Origin of the sequence: Streptococcus pseudopneumoniae, from assembly GCF_038148935.1 — a bacterium.
In the GTDB taxonomy this organism is placed as follows: domain Bacteria; phylum Bacillota; class Bacilli; order Lactobacillales; family Streptococcaceae; genus Streptococcus; species Streptococcus pseudopneumoniae_U.
In genome coordinates, this window is record NZ_JBBJZX010000203.1 from 1 (window position 1) to 604 (window position 604).

Here is a 604-nt window from a genome sequence, read left to right on the forward strand (position 1 = left end):
TTATCAAAAAGAGTTAGAAATTGAATTGATCTTAGCTCATGTGAATCATAAGCAGAGAGTAGAATCAGATTGGGAAGAACAGGAATTAAGGAAGTTGGCTGCTGAAGCTGGACTTCCTATTTATGTCAGCAATTTTTCAGGAGAATTTTCAGAAGCGCGTGCTCGACATTTTCGTTATGATTTTTTTCAAGAGGTCATGAAAAAGACAGGTGCGACAGCCTTAGTTACTGCCCACCATGCTGATGATCAGGTGGAAACGATTTTGATGCGTTTGATTCGAGGCACTCGTTTGCTCTATCTATCAGGAATTAAGGAGAAGCAAGTAGTCGGAGAGATAGAAATCATTCGGCCCTTCTTGCATTTTCAGAAAAAAGACTTTCCTTCAATTTTTCACTTTGAAGATACATCAAATCAGGAAAATCATTATTTTCGAAATCGTATTCGAAACTCTTACTTACCAGAATTAGAAAAAGAAAATCCTCGATTTAGGGATGCAATCTTAAGTATCGGTAATGAAATTTTAGATTATGACCTAGCTATAGCTGAATTATCTAATAATATTGATGTAGAAAATTTAGAGCAGCTATTGTCTTACTCTGAGTCG

General features: G+C 36.1%; 1 protein-coding gene. It reads left to right on the forward strand.

Annotation, left to right across the window (positions count from 1 at the left end):
- Positions 1–604, forward strand: a 604-nt coding sequence (gene tilS, locus WKI42_RS10605) for a tRNA lysidine(34) synthetase TilS (RefSeq protein ID WP_368081903.1), incomplete at both ends; no start/stop codon positions are given.